The organism is Pantoea sp. EKM10T (assembly GCF_011800685.1).
Taxonomy (GTDB): domain Bacteria; phylum Pseudomonadota; class Gammaproteobacteria; order Enterobacterales; family Enterobacteriaceae; genus Pantoea; species Pantoea agglomerans.
The window spans coordinates 524,980-549,292 of the sequence record NZ_JAALEU010000002.1 but is presented as its reverse complement, the minus strand read 5'-3'; the positions used below and the strand labels follow the sequence as shown (position 1 = coordinate 549,292).

Below are 24,313 nucleotides of genomic sequence, written 5' to 3'. Positions count from 1 at the left end.
TTGGCTAAACAACGAACACTCTGCCGACTTACAACCGATTAGCTGCTGATTTATTGCCCGACTCCTCCGTTCCGGCTTCGGCATCGCCTGCGTAAAACGAAAGCTCTTCTATACTTTTTCTGGACGTCAAAACCATCTGGAGAGATCAATGGCTAAGATTCTGGTGCTCTACTACTCGATGTACGGACATATCGAAACAATGGCGAATGCGGTTGCAGAAGGCGCTCGTCGGGTTCCCGGCGCGGAAGTGGATATCCTGCGGGTACCAGAAACGATGGAGGCCGATCGCTTTGCACAGGTGGGCGGCAAAACCGATCAGCAGGCAGCAGAAGCCACGCCTGAGGTGCTGCCGCACTATGACGCGATTATCGTCGGTACCCCGACCCGCTTCGGCAACATGGCCGGACAGATGCGGACATTCTGGGATCGCACCGGCGGACTCTGGGCGTCAGGCGCGCTGTTTGGCAAGGTTGCCAGCGTCTTTACTTCAACCGGCACCGGCGGCGGACAGGAACAGACCATCACGTCTGTCTGGACCACCCTGGCGCATCACGGCATGGTGATTGTGCCAATCGGCTACGGAACCAAAGAGTTGTTCGATATTTCACAGGTTCGCGGTGGCACGCCTTATGGAGCCACCACCCTGGCGGGCGGCGATGGTTCGCGTCAGCCTACCGAAGCGGAACTGAATATCGCCCGTTTTCAGGGCGAACATGTGGCCGGACTGACCGTCAAACTGCAGGACTGATTTAATCAAAGGAGAAAAGTATGTCTACTGAACAATCAAAAGCACATCACGTTGGCGAATGGGCAAGTCTGCGTCATACCTCCCCTGAAATTGCCGAGGCCATTTTCGAAGTGGCCAATTACGATGAAAAACTGGCAGAAGAGATCTGGCGTCAGCAAGGCAGTGATGACGTGCTGATTCGCGCCTTTGAAAAAACCGATAAAGATCTCCTGACCTGGGATGACAAGCCCGTAGAACGTAAGAACGTCTGATTCAGGGGCGGGACTTTCCCGCCCTCAATTTTTAGCTCACCAAGGAGTACGCTATGTCTTCCTATCAAAGCATTAATCCCGCAAACAACCAGTTGCTGAAAAGCTGGCCGTCACACGATGAAGCCGCCGCCAGCCATGCCCTCGAAGTGGCCGATCGCCTTTTCCATTCTTCATGGAGCAAAGGTGATATTCAGCCGCGTCTGCAGGTACTGAAAAAACTGGCTGACCTGATTGATAGCCGCGCGGAAGAACTGGCCACCATCGCCAGTAAAGAGATGGGTAAACTGATTGGTCAGAGCCGCGGAGAAGTGAAAATCTGCTCGCAGATTGCCCGCTACTACGCAGAGAATGCGGAACGTATTCTGCAGCCGCAGTCCTATCCCAGCGATCTGGGCGAAGCCTGGGTTGAGTATCACCCGATTGGCGTTTTAGTCGCCGTCGAGCCGTGGAACTTCCCTTACTATCAGCTGATGCGCGTGCTGGCACCTAACCTGGCGCTGGGTAACCCCGTGCTGGCAAAACATGCCAATATCGTGCCGCACTGTGCCGATGTCTTTGAGAAGCTGGTTCGTGAAGCGGGTGCACCTGAAGGGGCCTGGACTAACCTGTTCATCTCCACCGATCAGGTCGCCGATCTGATTGCTGACGACCGCGTACAGGGTGTCGCTCTGACCGGATCCGAGCGCGCGGGCAGCGCCGTGGCTGAGCAGGCCGGTAAGCATCTTAAGAAATCGACGCTGGAGCTGGGTGGCAATGACGTGTTTGTGGTGCTGGATGATGCCGATCTTGATGAAGCGGTACGTCAGGGCGTGCAGGCTCGCCTCAGCAACTGCGGACAGGTCTGTACCGCCGCAAAACGTTTTATTCTGCACGAGAAGATTGCCGATCGCTTTATCAGCCAGTTCAGCGCTGCACTGAGTTCCGCTACGCTGGGCGATCCGCTGGATGAGAAGACTACGCTTGGCCCGCTCTCCTCCGCTGACGCGCGTGACCGCCTGGTGAAACAGGTAGACGAAGCCGTCGCCAATGGCGCAAAACTGGTTACAGGCGGCAAAGCCGTTGACGGTGCAGGTTGCTACTATCAGCCAACCATTCTCACTGGCATTACCCCGGATAATCCCGCCTATTATCAGGAGTTCTTCGGTCCGGTCGCGCAGGTTTATGTCATAGGTGACGATCAGGCGGCTGTGGCGCTGGCGAACGACTCTCACTATGGTCTGGGCGGCTCGGTCTGGACACGCGATATTGCACGCGGTCGTAAACTGGCCTCTGCCATTGAAACCGGCATGGTGTTTATCAACTCCCAGAGCGACACCTCAGCGGAGCTGCCCTTTGGTGGCGTGAAACGTTCAGGTTATGGCCGTGAGCTGTCTGATCTGGGTATCAAAGAGTTTGCTAACCAGAAACTGGTGGTCGTGGCGGGTTAATCGCCTTACAGCCATAAAAAAACCCCGTCTCGACGGGGTTTTTTATTATCAGCGGGATAGCACGATTACTGTGTTGCCACAGCTGCTGACTTTGATTCGTCGTTGTGCGCTGTTGCAGGCGTGTTCGAGGCGTTAGCCTGGTCAGCCGCACCTTTATCGGCACTGGCTGATTTCGCTGCCGCGTTGTCCGCTTTCGCTTTCTCAGCGGCGGCTTTATCCGCTGCTGCCTTGTCCGCTTTTGCCTTCTCAGCGGCGTCTTTATCGGCTGCTGCCTTGTCCGCTTTTGCCTTCTCGGCTGCAGCTTTATCGGCTGCTGCCTTGTCCGCTTTTGCTTTTTCAGCGGCGGCTTTATCCGCTTCAGACTTCTCAGCGGCAGCTTTATCGGCGTCAGCCTTCTCTTTCGCCGCGGTCGCTTTATCCGCTTCAGCCTTATCAGCAGCAGCGTCATTGGTCGCTGCGGCTTTCGCACTGTCGTCGTCAGACTGGGCTGCCGGTTGTGGTGCCGCCACTGGCTGCATTGGCGTGCCCTGCAACGCAGCATTCAGCACCTGAGAGAACTGATCCCAGCTGCAATAGCCGTTTGCATCGGTCTCACAACCCGCCAGCTGCAGCGTAACGCGCTTCGGTGGGTTCTTCAGGCTCAGCACGTCTGCGTTGCGCAGCTGATCGGCGCTCTGATAGACATACTCAACTTTGAGCAGGTCTTTATCATTTTTCGCATCATGCCAGCGTTCGAAAACAACCTGACCGCCAATCGGCGTTTTTTCGAAGGTATCAGGCAGTTCATAAGGCTTGACCTGCAACGCGCTCAGCAGCGAGGCGATGTTTGAGTCATGGCCTACCATCAGCGTAATTTTTGGCGCGTTGGCTTTGTCCTGATCCACTAACTGACTGCGGATGTAGTCCACCAGCGGTGCCGCCACTTCACGGGAAATGTCCGGGCTGGTAAACAGCGCGTCCTGGTAACCATTTTTAATCGCTGACAGCTCTTTCCACTGCTCAGGCGTTTTGATCTGGCCCCATGCAACCTGATCCAGCGGGAAACCTTCGTAATATTGCAGCGTGAACGCATCCATCAGGGAATTCCCCGTTTTCAGCGGGCCACTGACATTCGGTTCTTTACCATTTTCAGCGCTGAAGGTGTTCTGACCACTGCTGAGGTCGCACTGCTTTTTATTGTTGCAGGCAGGCGATGCTTTGTAGTCAACAATCTTTTCCAGGCGCTGGAAGGCAGGCTTCAGCGACAGTTTTTCATTCGCAGCGGCCATCTCAGCCAGCGCTTTCTTATTGAATGCTTCACTGCCATCTGTGATAACCGGATTGAAGATAGGATCCATGGAACCCATTTCATCCTGATGAGAAACAGCGACGTCACAGCCCGGGAAGGCGCCATTAACAAAGAACTGGGCGGTGGCCACAGTGCGCTGCAGGCTGTTGGCGTAAACAAAGACGTTATTGCTGTCAGGACAGCTGCCGTTCTTTACCAGGCCCTGCTGTGCCAGCCACTGACGGGTGTAGTTACCCATGTAGACTTCCAGCACACCACCTTTCGTGGTCAGCTGTCCGCCGGGAACATCCCACTGCGGCCAGCTCTTTTTGGTCGACTGCGCCAGCACGCTGCCATTATCAGCCAGCGGTGCACGCAGATTGTGACGACTTAACATCAGCACCTGTTGCAGCTGCATATCACCCTCAGCAGCAAATGCTACCGTTCCGACCGGCAATGCAGCGAGCACTGACAATGCGCAAAGACTCAGTTTCTTGATCATTGTGCCTATTCCATTCATTCAGTAAAGAAACACTCTGGCTATCAACCGATTAGCTCGCCTCAGAGCGATGTAATCAACAGTGTAACTCAGCTCGCCTCAGAAAAGCGCCAGATGTTTGCAAAAACGGTGAGTGGACTATAGCAGAGATGCACCGGAGAGATGAATGCGCAGCCACGCGTCACAGAGAGTGGCACGCTTTTTTCAGACAGGAAGAAGTTACAGAGAGAGCAGAAACGAAACAGGCCAGCACTGCGTGCTGGCCTGTAAAATGTGGCGGAGGAGGAGAGATTCGAACTCTCGGATGGTTTCCCATCGGCGGTTTTCAAGACCGCTGCCTTAAGCCGCTCGGCCACCCCTCCGTTTTGAAACTGTACTGCATTGGCAAAACACTTATTTTTGCCGCTTTATTGCCCAGGGCAGATAAAGTGGCGGAGGAGGAGAGATTCGAACTCTCGGATGGTTTCCCATCGGCGGTTTTCAAGACCGCTGCCTTAAGCCGCTCGGCCACCCCTCCGCAATGACGCGCACTATAAACACCCCGTTTAGGGATGTAAAGCACCTATCTGTCTATTCGCCTGAAAAACAGCCAGATTGTGATTTTTCGGTGTCAAAATCGCCACTCTGCTCAAACAATTAGCAGTTTAGCGCGTAAAGAAGGGTAAAACGCCTTTTCCCTCTTTAATGGCCTGCGTATTCTCGGCACATATTTGGTGTTCTGCTTAAAGGAGCGCAACATGGAAAGAATTGTCACCTCATCGCAGTCCTCATTGCTGTCTACGCACAGAGTTCTGCGCAATACCTATTTTCTTCTCGGACTGACTCTGGCCTTCTCAGCCGTTACGGCTACCGCCAGCACCCTGCTGGCCCTGCCTGCGCCGGGTTTAATCCTGATGCTGGTTGGCTTCTATGGCTTGATGTTTTTAACCTACCGTCTGGCTAACAGCCCGATGGGCATTCTGGCCGCTTTTGCCTTTACCGGCTTCCTGGGTTATTGCCTGGGGCCTATCCTGAGCTCATTCTTAACCGCAGGCATGGGTGACGTGATAGCGCTGGCGCTGGGCGGCACGGCGCTGGTGTTCTTCTGCTGTTCGGCTTACGTGCTGACCACCCGTCGTGATATGTCCTTCCTCGGCGGCATGATGATGGCAGGTTTCGTCGTGTTGCTGGTTGCTGTGGTAGCCAACATCTTCCTGCAGCTGCCTGCATTGCATCTGGCCATCAGCGCCCTGTTCATTCTGTTTTCAGCTGGTGCGATTTTGTGGGAAACCAGCAACATCATTCACGGTGGCGAAACCAACTACATCCGGGCGACGGTCAGCCTCTATGTTTCGCTCTATAACATCTTTGTCAGCCTGCTGAGCCTGCTGGGGTTTGCCCGCAGTAACTAATCCGCAGTAACAGTAGCCTGTAAAACCCCGCTTCGGCGGGGTTTTTGCTTTTACTGCCCGCCAGGTTTGATAAACTGCGCCGTCATTTACTAAGAGGATGTCACGTGAATTTTAACGGTAACGAAATCGCCGTCGATGCCGAAGGCTATCTGAAGCATCCCGGCGACTGGAGTGAAGCACTGGCTGTCCACATCGCTGAGCAGGAAGGCCTGACCCTGACCGAAGCACACTGGGAAGTGGTCCATTTTGTGCGCGCCTTTTATCTGGAATATAACACCTCCCCTGCCGTGCGAATGCTGGTGAAGGCGATGGCGCAGAAATATGGCGAAGAGAAAGGTAATAGCCGCTATCTGTTTCGCCTGTTCCCTGAAGGGCCGGCTAAACAGGCGACGAAAATCGCCGGCCTGCCTAAACCGGCGAAATGTCTGTAATTAACCGGTCGTAAAATCGCGGGGCGGCTCTGCGGGCTGGTGCGGCTCCACCAGCACCTTTTCAACGCGCGCGCTGCGTGGCCCGCCCGCTTTAAGCCAGGCGATCAGCGCATCGACCTGCTCCGCCTCACCCCAGGCCAGCACCTCGACACTACCGTCATCCAGATTTCGCGCATAGCCCAGTACGCCCAGCGTCCTGGCTTCTGCCTGAGTACTGTAACGAAACCCGACGCCCTGGACGCGGCCATGAACCCATGCTTTAAAACAGGCTGCTGACATTATTCTCTCCTGCTGCTGTTCGTTGCAATTTCCCGTTATCCACCGGACAATGGCGCCTCATTTTTTCAGGTAAGCATAGCAAACTATGACAGTCAGATTGATTCTCGCAAAGGGACGTGAAAAGTCCCTGCTCCGTCGCCATCCATGGGTCTTTTCAGGTGCCGTTGCGCGTCTGGAAGGTAAAGCGCAACTGGGTGAAACCATTGACGTTTGTGACAGCAACGGTAAATGGCTGGCTCGCGCCGCTTATTCACCCGAGTCGCAGATCCGCGCCCGCGTCTGGAGCTGGCAGGCCGATGAATCCATCGATATCGCCTTCTTTGTCCGCCGGTTTGAACAGGCGCAGCAGTGGCGCGAATGGCTGGCGGTCCGCGATGGTCTGGACAGCTATCGCCTGATCGCCGGTGAATCTGATGGTTTACCGGGCGTCACCATTGACCGCTTTGGCAACTTTTTAGTGATGCAGCTGCTCTCGGCTGGCGCGGAATATCAGCGTGCAGCGATCATCACCGCCCTGCAGCACTGTTTCCCTGGCTGCGCCATCTATGACCGTTCTGACGTCGCCGTTCGTAAGAAAGAGGGTCTGGCGCTGACGCAGGGCACCGTTACCGGTGAACTGCCGCCGCCGCTGCTGCCGATTACTGAACATGGCATGAAGCTGCTGGTGGATATCCAGGGCGGTCACAAAACCGGCTATTACCTTGATCAGCGTGACAGCCGTCTCGCCACGCGTCGTTACGCACAGGATGCCCGCGTCCTTAACTGCTTCTCTTACACCGGTGGATTCGCGGTTTCGGCGCTGATGGGTGGCTGTAAAGAGGTGATCAGCGTGGATACCTCCCAGGAGGCGCTGGACGTTGCCCGTCAGAACGTTGAACTCAATGAGCTGGATCTCTCCCGCGCGCAATTTGAGCGTGATGATGTTTTCAAACTGCTGCGCCGTTATCGTGACAGTGGCGAGAAATTTGATCTGATCATTATGGATCCGCCAAAGTTCGTCGAAAACAAAAGCCAGTTGATGGGCGCCTGTCGCGGCTATAAAGACATTAATATGCTCGCCATTCAGTTACTGAATCCGGGCGGCATATTAATGACCTTCTCCTGCTCCGGTCTGATGGCCACCGATCTGTTCCAGAAGATCATCGCCGATGCCGCGCTGGATGCGGGCCGTGAAGTGCAGTTTATTGAGCAGTTCCGCCAGGCCGCAGATCATCCGGTGATCGCCAGCTATCCGGAAGGTCTCTACCTGAAAGGTTTCGCCTGCCGCGTCATGTGACTTGAAAAAACGGCTCCTGCCCCCATATTGGTAAGAGAGCTTTTTTTTCGGAGGTCACAATGATTGCCAGTAAATTTGGTATTGGTCAGCAGGTTCGTCATCGTTTGTCCGGCGTACTGGGCGTTATCGTCGATGTCGATCCTGAATACTCGTTAGATGAGCCTAAAATTGAAGATGTTGGCGCGGAAGAGAAAATGCGCACCGCGCCCTGGTATCATGTGGTGATGGAAGATGAGGAAGGCGATCAGGTACATACCTATGTTGCTGAGATTCAGCTTTCCGGCGAAACCAGCATTGAACACCCTGAGCAGCCTTCAATGGATGAGCTGGCAGCATCGGTACGTCAGCAATTACAGGCACCTCATCTGCGACATTAATCCGTGGCGGCACGCTCTGCCGCCACACTCATCATTTCTGACGCGTTATTCCCAGACGCGGAATTTCAATCTTCGGGCAGCGATCCATAATCACCGTCATGCCCGCATCCTGTGCCAGTACCGCCGCCTGCTCATTAATCACACCCAGCTGCAGCCATAATGTTTTTGCCCCCACGGCGATAGCCTCCTGCGCCACGCCCCACGCGGCTTCAGAATTGCGAAAGACATCCACCATATCAATCTTGCCCGGTACATCCGCCAGGCTGGCATACCCCTGCTGCCCCAGCAGCGTTTTCCCTGCCAGTTTCGGGCTGACCGGGATCACCTCATATCCCTGGTCGAGCAGATATTTCATCACACCGTAACTGGGACGTTCGGGGCGATCGCTTGCTCCGACTAAGGCGATACGTTGGGTGCGCGTCAGCACCTCACGAATTGTCTGATCGTTCATGTTTAACTCCTTTCAGGCCAGTGTTGAGTGTAGATTGGCGTGCCCTTTAGCGGGTAAGTCCTCAGCGAAATTAATTGAACCCGCGCACGAATAAATATGTTTAAATGTAAATTAACTGCCATAATGTAAGAATTTGCTACACACCATCCTTTGTGTCTTCAGTTACCGGAGTTGAAATGAAGCTGTCGCTGGCTGTAACGGGGTTAATTACCCTCCTCGTTTCGGCGTCCTGTTCTGCCATCACATTAAAGCTCGATCCTCAGATCGATTTGCTGGTGCTGGATGGTCGAAAAATTTCAGGCTCCCTTCTCAAAGGTGCAGACAGCCTGGAGCTGGACCGCGGTCAGCATCAGTTTCTGTTTCGGGTAGAGCAGCAGCGCAAAGGTCAGAATGAGAACGTCATCGCTTATCAGTCGGTACCGATGATCGTCACGTTCACCGCGGTTGCCAAAACCATTACCATTCGGTTGCCTGCGCTGGAGACAAAACGCGAGCGTTATCATTTTGACCGCAGCCTGAACTTTCAGCTGGTGGATGAAAAAGGCACGGAGATTACCAGCGTGCGCGACCACCTGCCGGTCACCACATCCGCAGATATGGAAAAAGCGATGCTGAATTATAATCGCACCCGCCAGATTGCCTCTGTGCCGCGGTTTGCAAATACCCCTTCTGCTACGCCCTCTTCCGTCCGGCTTACCGCCGATCTGGACTGGACTACTCAGGCCGAACTGCCCTCGCTGCACCGCTGGTTTCACCGCTTCGATGAAGCCACGCGTCAGCAGCTTCTGACGCTGGTCAAAATGCTACGTACGAGTTGATAGAGTCGAAAGGCCAGAGGTACACTCATGCTCTCTCTTCTTGCGCATGAGCCTTACCAGGACGCCTTTATGGAACAGACTGTTCGTACCCTCGGCACCACAAAACATATCGCGCTGGTCGCCCACGACCACTGCAAAGCCGCCCTGCTTGACTGGGTGAAACAAAACCAGCCCGCGCTGGAATCGCACATCCTCTATGCCACCGGCACTACCGGGAATCTGATCAATCGCGATACGGGTCTGAATGTGACAGCCATGCTGAGCGGCCCGATGGGCGGCGATCAGCAGGTGGGTGCGCTGATTTCGGAAGGGAAGATCGATGCACTGATTTTTTTCTGGGATCCACTCAACGCAGTGCCGCACGATCCGGATGTCAAAGCACTGCTGCGTCTGGCTACCGTATGGAATATCCCGGTAGCCACTAACCGGTCCACGGCTGACTTTATCATTCAGTCGCCACTGTTTGCGCAAAGTGTAGAGATTATGATCCCCGACTATCAGCGCTATCTGGCCGATCGTCTGAAGTAACTCAGGCTTTACGCAGCACCGGCACACCCAGCTCGCGGAAGTGATCGACAAACGGTGACGGCGCTGCCTTATCGAACATCAGAAAAACCTGCTGACGCGCACGCGTCAGTGCCACATAGGCCAGACGGCGCTCTTCTGCATCAGGGAACGCTTCTGGCTGCGGTAATAAGCCCTGTTCAATAATCGATTCGCGCGCCTCTGCCGGGAAGCCCTCTTTACCCTGCTGTAATCCCAGCAAAATGACGTAATCCGCCTGCTGACCTTTGCTGGCATGAATCGTCATAAATTCCAGATTGAGCTTTGGCCAGCGGGTTCTGGCTTTATCCAGTAAATCCGGCCGCAGATAGTGATAACGCGCCAACAGCAAAATTCGCTCATCAGGCTTCGCGTAACCGCTGAGTTTGTTCAGCAAGGCTTCCAGCTGATCCTGCGCCAGCAGCGAAATCGACTTTTTATTGCCTTTGGTAATGCTGTTCAGCGGTTTTGCCAGCTGCTGCGGGTTCTGTTGTATAAACCGGTTAGCAATGTCGCCGATGCAGTCGTTAAAACGGTAGGTTGTGTCCAGTACGCAGCGGTCTCCCTCACCAAAATAGTGATGGAATGCCGTCGTCAGCGTCATCTCCGCCCCACTAAAGCGGTAGATGGCCTGCCAGTCATCACCAACAGCAAACAGTGCAGTACGCTTATTCTGCTGGCGTAATGCGCTCAGCAACGCGGCACGCTGAGGCGAGATATCCTGGAATTCATCCACCAGAATGTGTTTCCACGGACTGATAAACCGTCCTTTTTCCAGAATGGCAATCGCCTGGTGAATCAGACCTGAGAAATCGACCGCGCCCTCCTCTTTTAATGCGCTCTTCCACGCTTTCAGCAACGGTGCCATCAGTTTAATGCGCTTACTGAAGAGATCGCGGATCTCTTCGGGCACGTCGGCGATCATCGCTGCCTGCGCGCCGCCATGCATGCGCATCAGACCAAGCCAGCGCTCCAGCCGTGACGCCAGCCGGTTTGCCAGCCTGTCGTCCTCCCAGAATGGCCCCTCGGGCAACTCCCACTCCAGTTCATCACGCAGCCACTGACGCCAGCCGTTTGCCTGCGCCTTCTTCTCATGGCACTGCTGCCGCCACTGCTGGATCAGCAGCGTGCGACGCGCATCGGCATCACTCTCAAGTTTGCTGATAACCGGCTGCTTATTGCTGCCTTCACGAATAATATGCAGTGCCAGAGAATGGAAAGTCCGCGCCTGGATGTCAGCGGCGGAGAGCCGCGACTGGAGACGTGCGTTCATCTCTTCAGCCGCCTGGCGGCCAAATGCCAGTAACAGGATTTGATCGGCGCTGGCCAGCTTGCGCTGCATTAACCAGCCTGCACGAGCCACCAGCACCGAGGTTTTACCGCTGCCCGCGCCTGCCAGCACCAGCAGAGAATTCTCGCCATTAACCACCGCCTCACATTGCGACTGATTGAGTGGCGTGCTCTCGACGCTGGCAAAGAAATCCTGATAGCGGGTGAGCATGGCGGCCGTCCAGTCGCGGTTTCGCTGCCGCAACGCCGTTTCACCCTGCTCCAGCCAGCGCTGACAGAATTGCCAGTTATCCCGGCAGTCAGCAAAATCTTTTAAGCGGGAGAGCGGCATCGGCAATGCATCGAACTGTTTGAGGATGTTGGTTTTCAGCGCCTGCAACTCGTGGCGGTTCAGCCAGCGATCCTGCGCGCCAAACGCCTCGATTTCGTCGCGTAGCGCCTGCAGCACCTCGCGGCACACTGCGCTCATCTCCAGACTCCAGCTCTGCCAGGCCTGCAGCAGATAGTGGTGAAAGCGCTGCGTTTCCTGCCATTCCGTGCCATGCAGGCGGACCACTTTTTCATCGGCCAGCAAAAACTCCAGCTCGCCCCACACCAGCCCGCGCTTGCAGGCGATATCCAGTAACTGGTTAAAGGGGATCAGATACTCATGCTTATCGCCGCTGACTTCGACGCCTGCCGCCATCAAACGGACACGATTATAAGGATGCTGGGCAAGCCGTTTGCCCATCGAGGTTGCTTTCAGTTCCACGCCGACACCAACGTCAGAGAATAGGATTAGGGGGAGTTTACCTGTCAGACCCTTAGCGCTCCAGCCTTAAAACAGGCTAAACTTGGCGTCACATCTTGCGGAATGCAAAAGGAAAAGAAGATCATGCGCACCGTTTTAAATATTCTTAATTTTGTTCTGGGCGGTTTTTTCACCACCCTGAGCTGGCTGTTTGCCACGTTAATCAGCATCGTGCTGATTTTTACCCTGCCGCTGACCCGCTCCTGCTGGGAAATCACCAAACTCTCGTTGCTGCCATTTGGCAACGAGGCGGTGCATGTTGATGTGCTGCGTCCGGAAAGTAAGAGTCATATTCTGAATACCGGCGGCACCTTTCTGAATATCTTCTGGCTGGTTTTCTTTGGCTGGTGGCTCTGCCTTTCGCACATCTCCGTGGGGATTGTGCAGTGCATCAGTATCATCGGTATTCCGGTAGGGATTGCGAACTTTAAGATCGCCGCTATCGCGCTCTGGCCGGTTGGCCGCAGGGTGGTATCAGTGGAAGAGGCGCGCGCCGCGCGCGAAGCCAATGCCCGCCGCTATTAATATGATGTCGGATGCCGTGCCAGGCTGGCGCAAATATCTGTTTAACAGTACGTGGCGCTATCTGCTGCGGATCCTGTTTGCACTGAGTGGCTGCGCCGCCATTCCCTGGTGGCTGCATCAGATTGAGTGGACGATCCCTCTGACGCTGGGAGTGGTCGCTGCTGCGCTGGCCGATCTCGATGATCGCCTGGCCGGTCGCCTGAAGAATCTGCTGATTACCCTGCTCTGCTTCTGCATCGCCTCGGTTTCAGTCGAGTTACTGTTTCCCTATCCATTCGCCTTTATTATCGGGCTGGCAATCTCGACCTGGGGCTTTATTCTGCTGGGCGCCCTTGGCCAGCGCTACGCGACTATCGCCTTTGGTGCTCTGCTGATTGCGGTCTATACCATGCTCGGCATCGGACTGTTCAGCCAGTGGTATATGCAGCCGATGCTGCTGCTGGTCGGAGCGCTGTGGTACAACCTGCTGACATTACTGGGCCATCTGATGTTTCCGGTCCGGCCGGTGCAGGAGCAACTGGCCGGGAGTTTTTCACAACTGGCGCGTTACCTTGATGCCAAAGCGAACCTTTTCGATCCCGACGCAGGCGATCAGGATGATGCCGCGTTTATCGATGCGGCGATGGTCAACAGCCAGTTAGTGGCGCAACTTAATCTGACCAAGACCACACTGCAGAGTCGTCTGCGCGGCGATCGCGGGTCGCGCGGCACCCGCCGTAGTCTGCACTACTACTTTGTGGCGCAGGATATCCATGAACGGGCCAGCTCTTCCCATCTGCAATATCATCTGCTGCGCGGCGACTGGCGCTACAACGAAATTCTGTTTCGCTTTCAGCGCCTGCTGAATATGCAGGCTCAGGCCTGTCGCCAGCTGGCACATTGCATTCTGATGCGTCAAAGGTGGGTGCATGACAGCCGTTTTGAGCGTGCATTTGAACGATTACAGAAAGCGATAGAACGTCTGGAGCAGCATGATCCTGACGCTACGCATACCCGTGCTCTTTTCTGGCTGCTGCGCAACCTGCGCGCCATCGACGCACAGCTTGCTTCGATCGAATCAGAACAGACGCTGGCCGGTGAAGATCCTCAGCACAGTGACAATCTGCTGTCACGCGAAGGATTGAGTGGCTGGAGTGATATCCGGCTGCGCTTCAGCCGCCACCTCTCGCCCGCATCGGCGCTGTTCCGGCATGCGGTTCGCATGTCTGTGGTGCTCTGTATTGGATATGGTTTTATTCAGGTAACCGGGCTGGAGCGGGGATACTGGATTTTGCTGACCAGCCTGTTTGTCTGCCAGCCCAACTACAATGCAACGCAGCGACGACTGGCCTTGCGCATCGGCGGAACGCTGGCGGGGATTGCGATTGGTCTGCCCGTTTTATGGCTGGTGCCTTCGATTGAAGGTCAGTTAATCCTGATAGTGATCACGGGCGTACTGTTCTTCGCTTTCAGGCAGGTGCAGTATGCACAGGCCACGCTGTTTATCACTCTGCTGGTGCTGCTCTGCTTTAACCTGCTGGGTGAAGGATTTGAAGTTGCCCTGCCGCGGGTAGTGGATACCCTACTGGGCTGTGGGCTGGCCTGGCTGGCTGTCGCGTTTATCTGGCCTGACTGGCGCTTTCGTCAGTTACCTGCCGTGGCAGAACGAACGCTGAAAGCGAATTGCCGCTATCTGGACGCGATCATGGAGCAATATCATCAGGGCAAAGATAACCGTCTCGCCTATCGCATTGCACGGCGTGATGCGCATAACGCGGATGCTGAACTGGCGTCGGTGGTCTCAAACATGAGCAGTGAAAGTCGCACCAGCCAGAAGCTGCGCGATTCGGCTTTTCAGCTGCTTTGCTCCAACCATTCATTTCTGAGTTACATTTCTGCGCTGGGCGCTCACCGCGATAAAATTACCGCACCCGAACTGCTGACATTGCTGGATGATACGGTTTGCTATGTGGAGGATGTGCTGCAGACGGAAGTTGTCAGCGATGAGCACGTAGAAACGATGCGCCATCAACTGGCTCAGCGAATCAGCCAGCTGGCCGCAGATGCGGATACGCGTGCGCCGCTGGTGCTCCAGCAACTCGGTCTGCTGGTGGCATTAATGCCCGATGTGGCTCGCCTGCGCCGCACGCTAATCACTGATTAGCCTTCGCCGTTTCTGAGATTGGGGTTTGATAAAAGCGTGCGCTGGAACCACGCATTCAACTCCGCCCGTGTCGCCTGCGGCAGCGCAGCGGCATGGTGGCCCGTGATCGCCCCCTGCAGCGCAAGTAATGTCTGGAACCCAACGTACTGGTTGATCGCTTTAAGCTTCAGCCAGCACTGTTTAGCCCCCATCTGGTAGAGATGATTGACGCTCATGACGCCCGCCTCGTACAGCATCATCTCCATACGTACGCTGAGATTTGGCAGATCTTTTAACCGCGGTGAGGATTGTCGGTCCTGCAACTCCAGCTGCGCCGTTTCTAAAGAGGCAGCAGAGAGCGCCAGCAGATGGTCAGGGTCGCGCCACAACGCCTCATCGACCCGAAAGTAATTGAGACTCACCAGCTTGCCCCGCTTGCGAAAAATCAGGGGTTGCAACGGACGATCTGTAAGGTATTCCCGCAAAGGTTCACTGGCACGCAGATAGAGTTCGTCTTTATTAATTAAGGCAAAAACCACACTTTCTACAGCCAGGGCATAGCCTCCGAACTGGGTGCGCGACTCTATTGTTCCTAATGGGGCCAGGCGCGCTCTGGAGCGCTCTACAACCGGATTCACCTTTTTCATTGCACCACCTCCATGTAAGAAATATATCGTAAATTACCTTGGGTATCAGGTAATTAGAAGATAAAAAAAAGCGTCAACGGGTTCAATGAATAAATAGCGTTTCAACTAATCTTGTCGCGATTTTGCGAGGCGTTTTCAGAAATTTGGGTTGATCTTTATCCAGGATGACAGTACTGTATATTCATACAGTCCACTGCTGGTGATTAACTTATGCGAACACAACATCCTAATAATTCACGCTATGCTCATCATTATGCGTCCTCTTCCGTTCCGGCCTCTCAGGGCGGTGGAATTACTGAGTTACGCTACAGCGAACAGCCCGGTATGATGCAGATGTTGCTGTTGCCTTTATTGCAGCAGCTGAGTCAGCAATCACGCTGGCAGTTGTGGTTAACACCGGCATATAAACTGAATCGCACCTGGCTGCAGGAATCAGGATTACCACTGGATAAAAGTATGCATATCGCCGATTCTGAACGTCTGAATGCGGTTGAAGCGATGGTTAAAGCATTGCGTACAGGAAATTACAGTGTCGTTCTGGCATGGATTCCTTACGATCTTGACGAAGATGAACGACGTCAACTTGAAAATGCGGCGGCAGAGGGTGAAGCGCTGGGATTGATTTTGCGTGCAAGCGGGACATCAGAAGCGCCTCTCAGACCGCAAACTGCGATAAAAATTCAGTCGGATTTGTTTCATTAAGTAAAAATCAGAAGTTTCCCAAGCTATTTTTCTTATCTGTCGCAGCTAAACCACTGATTCTGTTAGTTCGAGCGTTGACAATGGTTTAGCAAGTTTTTAGGGCTTTTTGCCGCGGCAATAAGACCAGCCTAATTGTTAGAAATTGTGTATAAATCGCTGTTTTTTTACATAAGCGCCTCACATCATACTTGTAAGTTTCCAATCTCGTTGTAGACTTTAGCTCGCCAGGGTGCTCAATAACCTCCGTTTTTTGCGGTAGAGTCATAAGCGAGCGTTTTGACCCGGCGAAGGATTTAAACCAAGAGCAACCTTTTTGCTCATTGCCTATTTGGATGATAACGAGGCGCAAAATGAAAAAGACAGCTATCGCAATTGCAGTGGCACTGGCTGGCTTCGCTACCGTAGCGCAGGCCGCTCCGAAAGATGACACCTGGTACACCGGTGCTAAACTGGGCTGGTCTCAGTATCACGACACTGGTTACTACGGTAACGGTTACGAAAACAATGACGGTCCAACTCATGAAAGCCAGCTGGGTGCAGGTGCATTCGTTGGTTACCAGGCAAATCCATACCTGGGCTTCGAGCTGGGCTATGACTGGCTGGGTCGCATGCCTAACAAAGGCAACGTGACTAACGGCGCATTCAAAGCACAGGGCGTTCAGCTGGCTGCTAAACTGAGCTACCCAATCTATGACGATCTGGACGTGTATACTCGTCTGGGCGGCATGGTATGGCGTGCAGACTCAACGCAGACTAACCCAACTACTGGCCGCATCAGCGACCACGACACCGGCGTATCTCCGCTGGCTGCTGTTGGTGTTGAATATGCGCTGACCAAAAACTGGGCTACCCGTCTGGATTACCAGTGGGTTAACAACATCGGTGATGCACAGACCGTTGGTACTCGTCCAGACAACGGCATGCTGAGCGTAGGCGTTTCATACCGCTTCGGTCAGGATGACGTCGCTGCTCCGGCGCCAGCTCCGGCTCCAGCACCAGCTCCAGTTGTTGAAACCAAGCGTTTCACTCTGAAGTCTGACGTTCTGTTCACCTTCAACAAATCTACCCTGAAGCCAGAAGGCCAGCAGGCTCTGGATCAGCTGTACAGCCAGCTGAGCTCAATGGATCCTAAAGATGGTTCCGTTGTCGTACTGGGCTTCACCGATCGCATCGGTTCAGAGCAGTACAACCAGAAACTGTCTGAGAAACGTGCTCAGTCAGTCGTAGATTACCTGGTATCTAAAGGTATTCCTTCTAACAAGATCTCTGCACGTGGCATGGGTGAATCTAACCCAGTTACCGGCAACACCTGTGACAGCGTGAAAGGCCGTAATGCCCTGATCGACTGCCTGGCGCCGGACCGTCGTGTAGAAATCGACGTTAAAGGTATCAAAGACGTTGTAACTCAGCCACAGGCTTAAGTTTATACGTAATAAAAAACCCCGCTAAGGCGGGGTTTTTTTATGCCGGTAATAAAACCGGACTGAGAGATGAAGGCTTTGATTGCCCTGCCCGATTATTCGCTCTCTGAACCGGAGTTACCCAGAATCGCCTGCAAATCCTGCTTCAGGCTCGACATCTGAGTGGCATATTTCTCTTTACGTTCTGCATCTTCTATCAGCTGAACAATCGTTTCAGAGAGCGTGCAGCCGCGCCGCTGTGCCAGACCTGCCAGTCGCTGCCAGACCAGATACTCCAGGTCTATCGATTTTTTTCGCGTATGCTGATGTTCAGCGTTGAAATGGCGTTTTCGTCGGGCACGGATGGTCTGCTTCAGTCGGTTATCCAGATCAGCGTGAATATGTTCTGCGATCCATTCATTCACTGTAACCGGATTATTTTCCATTGCCAGCAGCTTATCCACTGCTGCCTGCGCCGCGCTTAACTCAAGGTGACGCGTGATCAGTTCACCTTCCCGATGTTTTTTCACCAGGTATTTCCACTTCCATCCACATTCAAGATTTTCGAGTTGCTGGTATTTCATCGGAATCTCATCGTGATCACGTAACGAACTAAGAATAACAGCTTTTTTCCCGGATGCAGCAACGAAAAACATGCTGTCCCCATCACATCTTCAACAGGAAGTCTGCAGTGCTTAACAAGGGTGAATCCTGTATAATCTCGCTTTTCTTAAAACAGACAAATGCGATTATTTTGACCAGCACTCAACTTACGTGGCAGACCTTACAGCCAGATAGCGCGCAATACCAATCCGTTTTCTCCCGAATTGCTGATGAAGAAACTGATGCTCTGGCAACGGTACAGCCCCGGTTGCTGAATGCACTGGCGCATTTACACGATCAGACGCAGGGTTTCCCGTTACTGCTGGTTCGTAGCCAGGAGAATCGCGATTATCTGACATTCATTGCCCAGGCCGCAGAGCGGGTTATGGCCGACAGTACCACTCTATTCGGCGGTGATTACCATATCATGGCCGACAACGTCACGCTCCAGCCCCCCTCCGATCCTCAACGCCCATTCACCAGTCAGGGTGGTATTCACTTTGCTGAATGGACTGAGATAGAGCAGTTGTTTGGCTGCGTGCGCCAGTATAAAGATCGCATCCAGCTGGAACCGGGCCTGATCCATCGTGCTAATGGCGGCACGCTGCTGCTTTCCCTGCGTAGCCTGATGACGCAGCCGATTCTCTGGTTGCGCCTGAAAAAGTGTATTGAGCAGGGCTATGTTGAGTGGACATCTCAGGATGAACGCCGGCCGCTGCCAGTCTCGATTCCTCCCTTGCCGCTCAATCTGAAACTGGTCCTGTGTGGCGATCGGGAAGCGCTGGCAGAATTTCAGGAGCTGGATCCCGAAGCTCACGAAATGGCCATCTATACTGAATTTGAAGAGAATATTCAGATTCTGGATGAAGATGACATGCTTGCCTGGTGTCGCTGGAACATCGAACTGGCGCAACAGGCGGGTCTGCCCCAGCCGGAAGCGGACTTCTGGCCAGAACTGATTAAAGAAGGCGTCCGCTACAGCGGCGATCAGGAGACGCTGCCACTCTGCCCCCGCTGGCTACAACGCCAGATGCGCGAATCGGCCCTGATGGGCGATGAACTGAACGCTGAAGCGCTGCGTGATGCGCTGGAAGCGCGTTTGTGGCGCGAGAATTATCTCAATGAGCGGATGCGTGACGAGATCCTGCTGCGACAGATTCTGATTGAAACCGAAGGCGAAGTGGTTGGTCAGATTAATGGCCTGTCGGTCGTTGAATATCCTGGCCATCCCCGTGCCTGGGGCGATCCCTCGCGTATTACCTGCGTGGTACATCCCGGCGATGGTGAATTCATGGATATCGAGCGTAAAGCGGAGCTGGGCGGTAATATTCATGCCAAAGGCATGATGATTATGCAGGCTTACCTGATTGCCGAACTGGAACTCGATCAGCAACTGCCCTTCTCGGCCTCAATGGTCTTTGAGCAATCTTACTCCGAGGTGGATGGTGACAGTGCTTCACTGGCTGAACTCTGTGCCTTAATCAGCGCGCTGGCTAATCAGCCCATCAATCAGCAAATTGCGGTGACCGGCTCGGTTGATCAGTTTGGCAACGTACAACCGGTGGGCGGACTGAACGAGAAAATCGAAGGCTTCTTTGATATCTGCCATCAGCGAGAACTGACAGGTCAGCAGGGTGTGATTATTCCCGCCAGCAATGTCCGTCATCTCAGCCTCAGCCAGGCGGTTGTCAGTGCGGTTGAACAGGGTCATTTCCATATCTGGGCAATTGACCGTGCCGATGAAGCGCTACCGCTGCTGACCGGTAAAATCTGGAGTACCGAGGATGGCCTGGGCGATTGCCTGCTGAATACCATCCAGGAACGCATTAGCCTGTTCAACCAGCCGGACGGTCCGCAACGTCCCTGGGCGCTGCGCTGGCTTAACTGGTTCAACCACCGTTAATCCGATTTGCTCAGCGTACAACTGTTCGCTAATATTCGTGATTCACTAAAACAAGGCTTATTGAAAACATGGTAGATAAACGCGAATCCTATACCAAAGAAGATCTGATTCTGTCAGGTCGTGGTGAACTGTTTGGCGAAAATGGTCCGCCGCTTCCATCCGGCAACATGCTGATGATGGACCGCGTGGTCAAAATGACCGAAGACGGCGGCAAATATGACAAAGGCTTTGTTGAAGCGGAGCTGGATATCAATCCTGATCTCTGGTTCTTCGGCTGTCACTTTATTGGCGATCCGGTGATGCCGGGTTGTCTGGGCCTTGATGCCATGTGGCAGCTGGTTGGTTTCTATCTGGGCTGGCTGGGCGGCGAAGGTAAAGGTCGTGCGCTGGGCGTGGGTGAAGTGAAATTCACCGGTCAGGTCCTGCCAGATGCGAAGAAAGTGACTTACCGCATTCACTTCAAACGCGTTATTAACCGCAAACTGGTTATGGGCGTGGCAGATGGTGAAGTGCTGGTTGACGGTAATCTGATCTATACCGCCAGCGATCTTAAAGTCGGCCTGTTTAAAGATACCGCCGCTTTCTAAGCGTTTCCCCCCGAAACAAAAACCTCCGCGCATGGCGGAGGTTATATTCCCTTTTCAGTGACATCCGGTTATGCAGCTACCGACCTGTCCTCCATGGCTTGTCGCCAACCTCCCAACCAGTGAGACTTAGCGTCAATCAACTGATACGGACACATCTCTTTTGAGCGTCCAGTAATACCTGCCTGATAACCACGTGAATGGGCGCGTTCGAGGCGGTCTCGTTTCTGTCTCTTCATACTCCGTGTCCCTCATGTAAGGTCTGTGGAATCTGGTGGAAAGAAAAGTGGTGAATTAATGTTCAACCACTCTTATGTTCTACCTCCTGCGCACCCAAAGATCAATGCCCAATCTTCATGCCAGTGTCATAAATGTGACCTTAATCGGTAAAAATAATGACGTTCTGTGATGCATGCAACAACACTATCTTTCTGATTAAGCTAATAAAAAAGCCCCTGAACTCTGTCGAAAAAGCACGACAATCGGTCAGGGGCTTAGCTTATTTATTCACATCAATCTTAATTTAACGCAACCACGCTATTGGCAATCTTCTGTGCTGTCTGTTGCCAGCCCGCCGCCAGCGTTCTGACCATCGCATCGTAGCCATCTTCGGTCTGCGGCAGTACCAGGTTAAACGCCTGTTTGGTCAGCCGGCCCTGATGTTCCAGCGTCCATTCGCCACTGACGACTGCTTTGCCATCATAGCGTCCCTGAAAGCCTGTCACGGTCACATTCAGCGTATCGTGCTGCGCGCCTAAAGGTGAACCTGCGACCAGCCGGCCTGGCAGCGCCTTGCTCAGGTTAGTGATCAATGTCTGCTGCAACTGCTGATCGAGCGGGCTGGCCCAGAGATTATTCGCGGCGATAACGTATTTGACATCGCTGGTCTGATAAACCAGTCCGTTGCCTGCCAGATAGTCCGGCACCGTCACCTGCTGCACCCATAACATCGGTTGCGCTTCATTCAGCTGGCTGCTGCTGACCTGCATGGAAGCCGCCCCGGAGGGCAGCTGATACCAGGTATTGTCAACGCTGCTACTGCACGCACTCAACACCAGCGCGGCACAAAGTATCAATCCTTTATTCACTGTTTCGCCCTCTTCGGCTGGGGATCCTGTCCCGGTTTTGCCTCAAATACCAGCGCATTGCTCTTGGTGTTAAGCGTTCTTAACACCGGCTGGAGTTCACGCAGAACCTTATCCAGGCGCTGCATATCCCCCACCAGCTTGCTGTAGGCTGGTGAACCTGGCTGCAGGCCTTTCATGCTGCGGTTCAGCTCGCGCAATGTCTGCTGCAGGTCTTCCGGCAGGGTTTTCATAGCCGGACTGGCGGTGACTTTGTTGATGTTGTCGATGGTGCGCTGCAGATCACGCATCGTTTTCTGGCTCTCTTTCAGCGTGCCTGTCGCTTCATTGACCATACCGTTCAGTGGCAGACTGTTGATCTTATCCAGCGCCGCCATCAGCTTCTGCTGAATCTGGCTCAGGCCACCGCTGACCGTTGGGATAACTTCATAGCCAGAGACTTTCTGCGGACCTTTGTAAGGCGGTGCATTGTCATAGAAGTCGAGATCGACATAGAGCGCACCCGACAACAGACTGCCGGTTTTCAGCGTCGCACGCAGGCCACGTTTTTTACCATCCTGCAGATGCTGTTGCAGATCGAAGTTCTCACCCAGTCGGCTGATAAAGCGATCCGGCTCAATGCGAATCAGCACCGGCACGCGGTAATCATTGTTCAGCGCCTGGTCCAGACCGGCTTTCATCAATGGCGCTTCTGAGACGGTACCCAGGCGAATGCCGCGGAACTCAACCGGCGCCCCCGCCTGCAGACCACGGATGGAGTCGGTGAAGAACATCAGGTAATCAATATGGTTGGTGTAGAGCGAGTCCTGAATGCTGCGCTGATCGTCAAACAGATGATAGTCAGACTTATTCTGCGCAGGCTGACCCAGCGCCCAGCCATCCGGCACGTCAAAACTGACGCCGCCGCTGAACAGCGTGGTCAGCGATCCCATTTCCACCCGCATTCCTGAAGCGGACATATCCACGGCGATGCCGCTGTCCTTCCAGAAGCGCACGTTGGTTGTAATCAGGCGATCGTAAGGCGCAGCGACAAACAGCTGATAGGTCATCATGCGTTTTTCGGTATCAAAAGCACTGGTCTCGACCGTACCGACGCGATAGCCACGGAACAGCACCGGATCCCCCGGATTGAGCTGGCCCGCTTTCTTGCTGTCCAGCACGATGCGAATCCCTTTGGCATCCGGTGGCGCTAACGGCGGCGCATCCAGCAGCTTAAACTGCTCGGGTGCCTGGCTTTTAGTGCCCGGCTGTAATTCGATATAGGCACCGGATAACAGAGTACCGAGACCGCTGATCCCTTCGCGACCCACCTGCGGTTTCACCACCCAGAAAACGCTGTCGCTGTGCAGCAGTTTTTCCATGCCTGAATTCAGGCGCGCTTTGATTTCCACATGGTGAAGATCGTCGCTTAACACCGCGCTTTCCACCACACCGACATCCACACTGCGGCTTTTAATCGTGGTTTTACCCGCAACAATGCCTTCGGCGTTTTCGGTGATGAGGGTGACTTCCGGCCCCTGATGGCTGAAGTGATAAAAGAGGATCCATCCGCCGATTAACAGCGTAACGATGGGGACAATCCAGACCGGCGACCAGCGCTTAATCTGTTCCACCTTTGCATGGCCGTGATTAGTTTCCGTCAAGGCGCGACTCCTTCATATTGTTTTCGCGTACACGATCCCAGGTTAATCGCGGGTCAAAGGTCATGGCAGCAATCATGGTGATAATCACCACCATTGCAAACAATACTGCCCCCCACGCGGGATAAACATTCATTAATTGCCCCATGCGCACCAGCGCAGAGAGCACGGCAATAACAAACACGTCGATCATTGACCAGCGGCCTACAAATTCGACCACTTCATAAATTTTGTGCATCCTGTGGCTGTCACGCTGTCCGCGTCCGCTGGCATCCCAGCAAAGCCAGCCAATCGCCAGCATTTTCAGCGTAGGCACCATGATACTGGCGATAAAGATCACCAACGCCACCGGATAGGAGCCATCACCCCACAGCACAATCACCCCCGCCATGATATTGGAAGGATAGGCAGTGCCGAGGGTTTCCGTCACCATAATCGGCAACAGGTTGGCCGGGATATAAAGCAGTATGGAGGTGAACAACAGCGCCAGCGTCCACTGCAGGCTGTGCTTACGCCGTGCCTCGGCCGTGACGCCGCAGCGGGGACACTTATGCTCTGCTTCCGGCAGAATGGCCGTACAGCAGGGACAGGAGCGCAGACCCTGCTCTAAACCACTGATGCCCACTTCGGGCGGATGGGGCAGCGCAGGTCGGGGTGACAGACTGTCCCACAAGCCGCGTCGATCAACGCACTGAAAGGCCCGCAACTGCAGCAGACAGAACAGAACCCACGGCCAGAAGCTGGTCTCCAGGCCGATCTCGCCATAGGCCATCAGCTTGACGAAACTGACCAGCACGCCCGCCATAAAGATTTCTGCCATGCCCCAGTTACGCAGCTGAAACAGAATACGTGCCAGACCAGTTTTGAGTCCAGTCGGCAACGGGACCCGATTGACCAGAAGGATAATGGTGATCATGCAGAAGGCCGGAACCGCCTGCACAAAGAGAAGGAACAGCGTCGCCAGACTGCTGTAATCTTCCGTCACCATCACCTGAGGTATCTGGGCCAGGGTTATCTGGCTGGTCAGCCCCGCCACCTTCATTGAGACAAAAGGAAACAGATTCGCCAGCAGCAGCATAAACAGCGCTGCCAGCGCATAGCCCGTTGGCCGTTTACGCGGTTCGTGCCAGTTGGCCGTCAGGGAGGTGTGGCAGCGCGGGCATGACGCACGGCTGCCAACGGGAATGTCCGGCAGCTTAATCATTAAATCGCATTGTGGACAGAGCATCCACGCGTTACTTTTCACTGCTGAACACATCCGTTA

At 54.1% G+C, this 24,313-nt stretch carries 25 protein-coding genes and 2 tRNA genes; 15 read left to right on the top strand and 12 right to left on the bottom strand.

What is annotated here, in order from left to right:
• Positions 1-148: 148 nt before the first annotated feature.
• Genes wrbA through HFD95_RS06095 form a run of 3 tightly spaced genes read left to right on the top strand, consistent with a single transcriptional unit; the run spans position 149 to position 2,426 of the window.
• Complete coding sequence (gene wrbA / locus HFD95_RS06105) at positions 149-748, top strand: NAD(P)H:quinone oxidoreductase (RefSeq protein ID WP_022625914.1); 600 nt, start codon at positions 149-151, stop codon at positions 746-748.
• Positions 749-768: 20 nt separating this feature from the next.
• Positions 769-999 carry a YccJ family protein gene (locus HFD95_RS06100; protein ID WP_010669794.1) on the top strand — a complete coding sequence of 77 codons (231 nt, stop codon included), beginning with the start codon at positions 769-771 and terminating at the stop codon, positions 997-999.
• Between the two features lie 53 nt (positions 1,000-1,052).
• Positions 1,053-2,426: an NAD-dependent succinate-semialdehyde dehydrogenase gene (locus HFD95_RS06095; protein ID WP_033785555.1), complete on the top strand. Its 1,374-nt coding sequence runs from the start codon at positions 1,053-1,055 to the stop codon at positions 2,424-2,426.
• Positions 2,427-2,491: 65 nt separating this feature from the next.
• Here the strand turns inward: HFD95_RS06095 and agp are convergent, their stop codons facing one another.
• The 3 genes from agp to HFD95_RS06080 form a co-directional block, all read right to left on the bottom strand.
• Positions 2,492-4,195, bottom strand: a complete 1,704-nt coding sequence (agp, locus tag HFD95_RS06090) for a bifunctional glucose-1-phosphatase/inositol phosphatase (protein ID WP_181955253.1) — start codon at positions 4,193-4,195, stop codon at positions 2,492-2,494.
• Positions 4,196-4,466: 271 nt separating this feature from the next.
• A tRNA-Ser gene (locus HFD95_RS06085) sits at positions 4,467-4,554 on the bottom strand.
• 67 nt (positions 4,555-4,621) lie between these two features.
• A tRNA-Ser gene (locus tag HFD95_RS06080) sits at positions 4,622-4,709 on the bottom strand.
• Between the two features lie 220 nt (positions 4,710-4,929).
• On the opposite strand from HFD95_RS06080, the gene yccA reads away from it, so the two are divergent.
• Both yccA and HFD95_RS06070 read left to right on the top strand, forming a co-directional pair.
• On the top strand, positions 4,930-5,583 hold the full coding sequence (yccA, locus tag HFD95_RS06075; RefSeq protein WP_003850014.1) for an FtsH protease modulator YccA: 654 nt from the start codon (positions 4,930-4,932) through the stop codon (positions 5,581-5,583).
• Between the two features lie 104 nt (positions 5,584-5,687).
• Positions 5,688-6,014: a TusE/DsrC/DsvC family sulfur relay protein gene (locus tag HFD95_RS06070; RefSeq protein ID WP_010669791.1), complete on the top strand. Its 327-nt coding sequence runs from the start codon at positions 5,688-5,690 to the stop codon at positions 6,012-6,014.
• Here HFD95_RS06070 and yccX read toward each other — a convergent pair whose 3' ends face one another.
• A complete protein-coding gene (yccX, locus tag HFD95_RS06065; protein WP_010246647.1) occupies positions 6,015-6,293 on the bottom strand; it encodes an acylphosphatase in 279 nt (92 codons plus the stop codon).
• An 85-nt stretch (positions 6,294-6,378) separates the two neighbouring features.
• On the opposite strand from yccX, the gene rlmI reads away from it, so the two are divergent.
• The gene (rlmI, locus tag HFD95_RS06060; protein ID WP_167429953.1) at positions 6,379-7,569 is read left to right on the top strand and encodes a 23S rRNA (cytosine(1962)-C(5))-methyltransferase RlmI; all 1,191 of its coding nucleotides are present in this window, start codon (positions 6,379-6,381) and stop codon (positions 7,567-7,569) included.
• Between the two features lie 59 nt (positions 7,570-7,628).
• Positions 7,629-7,946, top strand: coding sequence for a heat shock protein HspQ (gene hspQ / locus HFD95_RS06055; RefSeq protein WP_010246651.1), 318 nt, complete (start codon positions 7,629-7,631; stop codon positions 7,944-7,946).
• A gap of 31 nt (positions 7,947-7,977) precedes the next feature.
• On the opposite strand, the gene HFD95_RS06050 is transcribed toward hspQ, so the two are convergent.
• Complete coding sequence (locus HFD95_RS06050; protein ID WP_010669789.1) at positions 7,978-8,397, bottom strand: CoA-binding protein; 420 nt, start codon at positions 8,395-8,397, stop codon at positions 7,978-7,980.
• A gap of 176 nt (positions 8,398-8,573) precedes the next feature.
• Here HFD95_RS06050 and HFD95_RS06045 point away from each other — a divergent pair, with 176 nt between their 5' ends.
• Positions 8,574-9,215, top strand: a complete 642-nt coding sequence (locus HFD95_RS06045; RefSeq protein ID WP_010669788.1) for a DUF2057 family protein — start codon at positions 8,574-8,576, stop codon at positions 9,213-9,215.
• Between the two features lie 69 nt (positions 9,216-9,284).
• Positions 9,285-9,743, top strand: coding sequence for a methylglyoxal synthase (gene mgsA, locus HFD95_RS06040; RefSeq protein WP_010246657.1), 459 nt, complete (start codon positions 9,285-9,287; stop codon positions 9,741-9,743).
• 1 nt (position 9,744) lies between these two features.
• Here the strand turns inward: mgsA and helD are convergent, their stop codons facing one another.
• Positions 9,745-11,799 carry a DNA helicase IV gene (gene helD, locus HFD95_RS06035; protein ID WP_167429952.1) on the bottom strand — a complete coding sequence of 685 codons (2,055 nt, stop codon included), beginning with the start codon at positions 11,797-11,799 and terminating at the stop codon, positions 9,745-9,747.
• 123 nt (positions 11,800-11,922) lie between these two features.
• On the opposite strand from helD, the gene HFD95_RS06030 reads away from it, so the two are divergent.
• A complete protein-coding gene (locus HFD95_RS06030; protein WP_167429951.1) occupies positions 11,923-12,363 on the top strand; it encodes a YccF domain-containing protein in 441 nt (146 codons plus the stop codon).
• Complete coding sequence (gene yccS / locus HFD95_RS06025) at positions 12,347-14,506, top strand: YccS family putative transporter (RefSeq protein ID WP_031592830.1); 2,160 nt, start codon at positions 12,347-12,349, stop codon at positions 14,504-14,506. The genes HFD95_RS06030 and yccS overlap by 17 nt, the downstream gene beginning before the upstream one ends.
• Here yccS and HFD95_RS06020 read toward each other — a convergent pair.
• Complete coding sequence (locus HFD95_RS06020; RefSeq protein ID WP_167429950.1) at positions 14,503-15,132, bottom strand: TfoX/Sxy family DNA transformation protein; 630 nt, start codon at positions 15,130-15,132, stop codon at positions 14,503-14,505. The genes yccS and HFD95_RS06020 overlap by 4 nt on opposite strands.
• A gap of 210 nt (positions 15,133-15,342) precedes the next feature.
• Between HFD95_RS06020 and sulA the strand changes: the two genes are divergently transcribed.
• Positions 15,343-15,834 (top strand): SOS-induced cell division inhibitor SulA, encoded by a 492-nt coding sequence (gene sulA / locus HFD95_RS06015; protein WP_010255031.1) that lies wholly within the window; start codon positions 15,343-15,345, stop codon positions 15,832-15,834.
• Between the two features lie 350 nt (positions 15,835-16,184).
• Positions 16,185-17,255: a porin OmpA gene (ompA, locus tag HFD95_RS06010; protein ID WP_010255028.1), complete on the top strand. Its 1,071-nt coding sequence runs from the start codon at positions 16,185-16,187 to the stop codon at positions 17,253-17,255.
• 95 nt (positions 17,256-17,350) lie between these two features.
• Here ompA and matP read toward each other — a convergent pair whose 3' ends face one another.
• Complete coding sequence (gene matP / locus HFD95_RS06005) at positions 17,351-17,818, bottom strand: macrodomain Ter protein MatP (protein WP_138919647.1); 468 nt, start codon at positions 17,816-17,818, stop codon at positions 17,351-17,353.
• Between the two features lie 53 nt (positions 17,819-17,871).
• Here matP and HFD95_RS06000 point away from each other — a divergent pair, with 53 nt between their 5' ends.
• Complete coding sequence (locus tag HFD95_RS06000) at positions 17,872-19,740, top strand: Lon protease family protein (protein WP_167429949.1); 1,869 nt, start codon at positions 17,872-17,874, stop codon at positions 19,738-19,740.
• 68 nt (positions 19,741-19,808) lie between these two features.
• Positions 19,809-20,327 carry a bifunctional 3-hydroxydecanoyl-ACP dehydratase/trans-2-decenoyl-ACP isomerase gene (gene fabA, locus HFD95_RS05995; protein ID WP_009091047.1) on the top strand — a complete coding sequence of 173 codons (519 nt, stop codon included), beginning with the start codon at positions 19,809-19,811 and terminating at the stop codon, positions 20,325-20,327.
• 68 nt (positions 20,328-20,395) lie between these two features.
• On the opposite strand, the gene rmf is transcribed toward fabA, so the two are convergent.
• From rmf to pqiA, 4 genes are all read right to left on the bottom strand, one after another.
• Positions 20,396-20,563 (bottom strand): ribosome modulation factor, encoded by a 168-nt coding sequence (gene rmf, locus HFD95_RS05990; RefSeq protein WP_008925875.1) that lies wholly within the window; start codon positions 20,561-20,563, stop codon positions 20,396-20,398.
• A gap of 279 nt (positions 20,564-20,842) precedes the next feature.
• Positions 20,843-21,412, bottom strand: coding sequence for a membrane integrity-associated transporter subunit PqiC (pqiC, locus tag HFD95_RS05985; protein ID WP_022625928.1), 570 nt, complete (start codon positions 21,410-21,412; stop codon positions 20,843-20,845).
• Positions 21,409-23,052 (bottom strand): intermembrane transport protein PqiB, encoded by a 1,644-nt coding sequence (gene pqiB / locus HFD95_RS05980; protein WP_033771294.1) that lies wholly within the window; start codon positions 23,050-23,052, stop codon positions 21,409-21,411. Before pqiB ends, pqiC begins: the two co-directional genes overlap by 4 nt.
• A complete protein-coding gene (pqiA, locus tag HFD95_RS05975) occupies positions 23,039-24,307 on the bottom strand; it encodes a membrane integrity-associated transporter subunit PqiA (protein ID WP_010669781.1) in 1,269 nt (422 codons plus the stop codon). The genes pqiB and pqiA overlap by 14 nt, the downstream gene beginning before the upstream one ends.
• Positions 24,308-24,313: the final 6 nt, after the last annotated feature.

What these genes read in the sequence shown, in the direction of transcription:
- sulA (WP_010255031.1), top strand. Translation starts at nt 15,343, where the DNA reads ATGCGAACACAACATCCTAATAATTCACGCTATGCTCATCATTATGCG.
- hspQ (WP_010246651.1), top strand. Translation starts at nt 7,629, where the DNA reads ATGATTGCCAGTAAATTTGGTATTGGTCAGCAGGTTCGTCATCGTTTG.
- wrbA (WP_022625914.1), top strand. Translation starts at nt 149, where the DNA reads ATGGCTAAGATTCTGGTGCTCTACTACTCGATGTACGGACATATCGAA.
- HFD95_RS06020 (WP_167429950.1), bottom strand. Translation starts at nt 15,132, where the DNA reads ATGAAAAAGGTGAATCCGGTTGTAGAGCGCTCCAGAGCGCGCCTGGCC.
- mgsA (WP_010246657.1), top strand. Translation starts at nt 9,285, where the DNA reads ATGGAACAGACTGTTCGTACCCTCGGCACCACAAAACATATCGCGCTG.
- HFD95_RS06100 (WP_010669794.1), top strand. Translation starts at nt 769, where the DNA reads ATGTCTACTGAACAATCAAAAGCACATCACGTTGGCGAATGGGCAAGT.
- matP (WP_138919647.1), bottom strand. Translation starts at nt 17,818, where the DNA reads ATGAAATACCAGCAACTCGAAAATCTTGAATGTGGATGGAAGTGGAAA.
- yccA (WP_003850014.1), top strand. Translation starts at nt 4,930, where the DNA reads ATGGAAAGAATTGTCACCTCATCGCAGTCCTCATTGCTGTCTACGCAC.
- yccS (WP_031592830.1), top strand. Translation starts at nt 12,347, where the DNA reads ATGCCCGCCGCTATTAATATGATGTCGGATGCCGTGCCAGGCTGGCGC.
- HFD95_RS06045 (WP_010669788.1), top strand. Translation starts at nt 8,574, where the DNA reads ATGAAGCTGTCGCTGGCTGTAACGGGGTTAATTACCCTCCTCGTTTCG.
- rmf (WP_008925875.1), bottom strand. Translation starts at nt 20,563, where the DNA reads ATGAAGAGACAGAAACGAGACCGCCTCGAACGCGCCCATTCACGTGGT.
- fabA (WP_009091047.1), top strand. Translation starts at nt 19,809, where the DNA reads ATGGTAGATAAACGCGAATCCTATACCAAAGAAGATCTGATTCTGTCA.
- rlmI (WP_167429953.1), top strand. Translation starts at nt 6,379, where the DNA reads ATGACAGTCAGATTGATTCTCGCAAAGGGACGTGAAAAGTCCCTGCTC.
- pqiA (WP_010669781.1), bottom strand. Translation starts at nt 24,307, where the DNA reads ATGTGTTCAGCAGTGAAAAGTAACGCGTGGATGCTCTGTCCACAATGC.
- yccX (WP_010246647.1), bottom strand. Translation starts at nt 6,293, where the DNA reads ATGTCAGCAGCCTGTTTTAAAGCATGGGTTCATGGCCGCGTCCAGGGC.
- HFD95_RS06030 (WP_167429951.1), top strand. Translation starts at nt 11,923, where the DNA reads ATGCGCACCGTTTTAAATATTCTTAATTTTGTTCTGGGCGGTTTTTTC.
- HFD95_RS06095 (WP_033785555.1), top strand. Translation starts at nt 1,053, where the DNA reads ATGTCTTCCTATCAAAGCATTAATCCCGCAAACAACCAGTTGCTGAAA.
- ompA (WP_010255028.1), top strand. Translation starts at nt 16,185, where the DNA reads ATGAAAAAGACAGCTATCGCAATTGCAGTGGCACTGGCTGGCTTCGCT.
- HFD95_RS06050 (WP_010669789.1), bottom strand. Translation starts at nt 8,397, where the DNA reads ATGAACGATCAGACAATTCGTGAGGTGCTGACGCGCACCCAACGTATC.
- agp (WP_181955253.1), bottom strand. Translation starts at nt 4,195, where the DNA reads ATGATCAAGAAACTGAGTCTTTGCGCATTGTCAGTGCTCGCTGCATTG.
- HFD95_RS06000 (WP_167429949.1), top strand. Translation starts at nt 17,872, where the DNA reads ATGCAGCAACGAAAAACATGCTGTCCCCATCACATCTTCAACAGGAAG.